Below are 4,764 nucleotides of genomic sequence, written 5' to 3' on the forward strand. Positions count from 1 at the left end.
CGGCGGGCTACCTCAGCAAGCTCATCAGCCAGATAGATCCGCAATTGGTACTGCCACTGACCATTCATGTTTCAGCTCCATCGGGAATGTCCGCCGAATCCAGATCGCAGGGAAGTCTAGCACCATCCTCCAAATCAATCCGGGTCTGGTCAGCCCTGTGGTAAAGCGTGATGGCGAGCGGTGGCCCGTGAAGGACCGCACACCGCGCAAATGCGGATGTTCGTCCTGCTTCCGGAACGTGCCAGGAGCCGACATTCATCTCTTAATATCAGCCGTCTCACTGTTCCGATCGCCAGCGCGACGGTTCTTGGCGTCAGGGATCTCTGCTCGCGATGCTGCTATCATGGATATGCGAGGGCGACAGGCTCTCGAGCAGGGCTTTCGACCTTCGTAGCTCAGGAATATCGAAGCCTTCGCTGAACCAGCCATAGACCGCCGCAAGGAGATTACGCACTTCTGACCCCCGCCCTCGCTCACAGAGCATCTGAGCCAGATCACAAGCGGCCCGAAGCTCCCACATCCGAGCCCCCTGCTCCTGCGCGACCTCTAGGGCATTACGGTAGCTGCATTCGGCCTCGTCCGTACGCTGCATGAGCAGGAGCAGACCGGCGCGTATCCGGAGCAGCTCGGCGTTGAAGAACCGACTGCCGGTCTTCTCCGTCCAGGCCAAGGATCCCTCAATTACCTGAAGCCCCTCCTCGGGCACACCCTGACGACCGTAGGCGCGCGCCAACACGCCGTCGTGCAGCGAACGCGCAAAGCCCGGCTGCGGGTGCTGGCGCTTGTACTCCATCTGCTCCGGGTCGCAGTGTTGAGCCACCGCTACGAGACGCTCGCGCCGAGCCACTTGCTGCCGCAGCCCGACGAGACCCCATTCCATTGTAAGAGCGATGGTTGTCTCGTTGGCTCGCCGCACTCCCTCCCAGTCGTCCATCAGCTCGGCCAAGTGGCCGGACATGAGGACGGCGTGGGCCGTGCTCAGGTGGTGCCCGCCGCGGTGGCCGACGGCAATAGCATCGGCTACGGCGCGTCTGGCACGGTCTGGATAGCCCAGAACCCACAGCACGCATCCGCCGATGACCAGCAGGTGCGGACCGGGATCATCGAACTGCTCGATCAAGGCCTCCGGCCAAGGGGTCTCCTCGTAGAAGCTCATCCCTTGCGCGAAATGCTCCTGCGCTTCCTCGAACTTCCCGAGCTTGTAGCGCGCGTTCAGCAGAGTCTTGTGGCCATCGACCCGGAGAACGCGGTCATTGCGTGCATCACCCAGCGCCAGGAGCTCGAGACCGATCTTCTCTGCGGTGCGAAGCTCAGCGTTGTTCGCATGAAAGAGATAGAGCCCGACAAGGATGGGATGCAGCAGTCGATCGTCGCCCAGCTCCGAGCAAAGATCTCGCGCCCGGTACAAGGCTGTCCCGACCTCCGGGGCTGAATAGCCCTTTGCGCTGGTGGCGGAGTTTCCCAGGCGAACCTGCAACCGCAGCTCATGCCGGTCGCGCCGCGTCAGGTCGGGGATCAGGCTCACCATCTCGAGACCCCGCATGCAGTGTGCGATTGCCTCCTGATGCGACTGCCGGCGCGCGGCATTGTCCGCAGCACGCTGCCAATAAGGAACGGCTCGCTCCGGAAGATGGGCTTCGATCAGATGATGCGCAATGAGCTCAGGTTGCCGGTTGGCCGTATCGGGGGAGTCCTGTTCGAGAATGGCCGCGATCCTCCCGTGCAGCTCCTGTCGGCGGATCCTCAGCAAGCTCTCGTAGGCGGCGTCCCGCACGAGCGCATGCTTGAACGAATAGGTCGCTCCCGGGGAGGCACCGCTTGGGAAGACCAATTCGGATGAGACGAGTTGCTGGAGGGCACTTCGCAGATCGGACACACCCTGCGGGCTGATCGCCGCAAGCAGGTCGTAGGTGAACTCCCGACCGATTACGGCTGCCTGCTGCGCAACCGCCTTGGCGCCAGGAACACGGTCCAGACGGGCCATGAGGCTGTCGTGGAGGGTGGCCGGGACAGCAACTGGTTGTGAGCCCGCCGCACTGGTGTTGGCGCGCGAGCGAGCGCTGGATTCCCGCTCCAGCACCGCCTTGGTCAGCTCTTCGACAAAGAGCGGCACGCCGTCAGTCCGTTCGAGGATCTGGTGGAACACCTCGGCCGGCATCTCCGTATCACCTGCAACCCCTTCCGCAAGCTCGGTGCTCTCATGGCGCGTCAAGCGGTCGAGCGAGATATAGGTGACATGCCGTCGTCCGTGCCACCGCATTGCGAACTCAGGCCGGAAGGTGACCAGGAGAAGGATGTGCTTGCTGGCGATACGGTCGACCAGTTGATCCAGCAATTCGAGCGTTGTCGGATCAGCCCAGTGCGTATCCTCGACCAGGAGGAGCAGCGGCTGCCGGTGAGCCAGGCCAAGGACATACCTGATCAGGGCCTCAATGGTCAGCTCTCTCTGCCGTTGAGGATCATGTGGGGACAGGGCGTAGCGATCCCCACAGGGGATTGACAGCATCGTGGCGAGCAAAGGCGCGATCGCCGGGACATCATCGGTGACTTGGGCCAGGAGGACCTCCAGCTTCACCAGCCGTTCCTCGGGCGTCTCCTCCTCTCGAAAGCCCGCGGCCCGTTCGATCTGCTCGATGAAGGGGTGCAGAGGGGAACTACTGAAGAACGGCGAGCACTGGTACTGCACCCGGGCATGCGGCTCGGATTGCAAGGTGTCGCGGAACTCACGCGAAAGCCGCGACTTGCCAATTCCGGCCTCACCGGACAACAATACCACCTGACCATCTCCGCTCCTGGCCTGCTCCCAGCGCTGCGCGAGCAGCCCAAGCTCCTCAGCTCTCCCGATCAGGGGCGTGGCGCCCGTGCTGTGGGCCTCGAAGCGGCTCTCAACGACCGCCGTGCCCAGCACCTGCCAGGCTGCAACGGGCTCGGCAAATCCCTTCAGATCCTGGAGACCGAGATCGGCGAGCTTGAACTCGCTCCCGAGGAGGCGCCGGGTTGCTGGAGCGATCACCACCCCATCGGGCGGTGCGAGGGTCTGGAGCCGCGCCGCCAAGTTTGGGGTCTCGCCCACGACGCTCTGCTCCTGGGCTGCTCCTGTGCCGATCAGGTCACCCACCACCACCAGGCCCGTTGCGATCCCGACACGAGCGCGCAATGGATCCAAGCCGGACAGAGCGGCAACACGCGTCACGTCCTCCGTCAGGGCCAGCCCAGCACGGACGGCCCGGGTGGCATCATCCTCATGGGCCTGCGGATAGCCGAAGTACGCGAGTACTCCATCACCCATGTACTTCGCGACAAAGCCGCCGAACTTCGCAATCGTTTCGGCACAGGTGCCGTGATAGGCGCTGAGGATCGCACGGTATTCCTCGGGGTCGAGCGTACTTGCCAAGGCCGTCGATCCGACCAGGTCGCAGAACATTACGGTCAATTGCCGCCGCTCCGCGCCTGACGGGAGGAGTGGTGGCGGTGAGGCCGACTGTGCCACGCTTCTTTCGGTGGAGTTCAGCCCGCCCCCAGTGGCAAGGATGGGAGTGGCGTTGAGGTCGGCAATGGCGTCCAGGAGCTTCCGGCGGTGGCCGACCGCGTGAACGCCGAGTTCCTTGAGATCGTCAGAGGTGAGCCGTGGCAGGGTTTCGGCATCCACGGCATTGTCGCGGAACGCCTGCTCGTACTGCGTCAGTCCGAGGCTCCGTAGCCACTCCGCGACATCCACGTCCTGTCTCCTGCCGAGAGGCCGCAGCTTGTCAGGAGAGTACACCTGGGGCGGTCATGGATCGAGCGGCATCGCGGGACCGCAGTCCCGAATGATCGAGCCTCAAGACCGAGGGGGCGGCAGGAGGAGCTGGAGGGGCGGTGCACAACTTATCTTTATGCTGCAAGTCAACCTCGGAATGTCCCGTTTGGGTCGAGAGTGCGTGAAAACTCGAACCAAGCCGACGACGGCGAGCTATTCGTACAAGTTCGCGCGCCTGCACCGAGGATTCCCCGCCTAATCAAAGCCTGCGAGACATAAAGTTCCTCCGAGGAGTCGCTCGTCAGCGTTTTCACACAGGCTCGGTCAAACTTTCACATTCCGAACTTTCAACGAAGGTCGGCTTTTCCCGCCGAAGCGGGCCAAGCTCTTTGGTCTGGGGAGTGCCAATTTGAGACCTTCCGTACGTGGAGGCTGTTCCGTGCTATATCCGTCAAAAGCTTGTGGCAAGAATTCGGGTAAAGTCGCTTTTGGAACGAGTTGCAGAGCGCGGTCTCAACAGCTCTCGCTTTAACGCTGCGCCGTTGCATGCTTGCCGAAATGCTGCCGAACCAAGGTAGACGCTACTTGCCACAAAAGGGCCGAGCCTCCCTCAATCGCTGGGCCGTAACGTTCCATGACCTGTTGCTCAGAGACGCCGTTCTCTGTCCATGTGCCCCCGTCAGTTAAGGTATTAAGAAGCAGCGGCTGAAGGCGATCCAGGGCCTTGGCAAAGCGCGCATTAGGTGTCTCGCCAGCTTCGAATTCGAGCCACAGCGAGAGAAATTCCTGGCCTTGCTCGGGCGGCAGCAGTCCAAAGATCCGCTCGGCTGCCGCACGTTCCTCTTGTGCCAACACGGCTTTGTCCTTGCCTGTGGCGTGGATCGGTGCGTCTCCGGCATCAATCTCACGGATGTTTTCGACAAGCTCTTTTTGTCAGATCGTGCTATTTTCCTCGTGCACGGGTGACCACGTGGCCAAGAGCGGGTGCAGGGATGCAAGCCCGTCACGTCGCCTTCGATAAGCGT

General features: G+C 62.3%; 2 protein-coding genes. Both read right to left on the reverse strand.

From position 1 onward, the window contains the following. Positions 1-313: 313 nt before the first annotated feature. Entirely contained in the window at positions 314-3,718 is a 3,405-nt protein-coding gene (locus tag ACS5Q1_RS46660) for an AAA family ATPase (protein WP_473104584.1), read from the reverse strand. 549 nt (positions 3,719-4,267) lie between these two features. Continuing rightward, positions 4,268-4,651, reverse strand: coding sequence for an HD domain-containing protein (locus ACS5Q1_RS46665; protein WP_473104585.1), 384 nt, complete (start codon positions 4,649-4,651; stop codon positions 4,268-4,270). Positions 4,652-4,764: the final 113 nt, after the last annotated feature.

Source organism: Microvirga sp. GN3 (genome assembly GCF_055792825.1).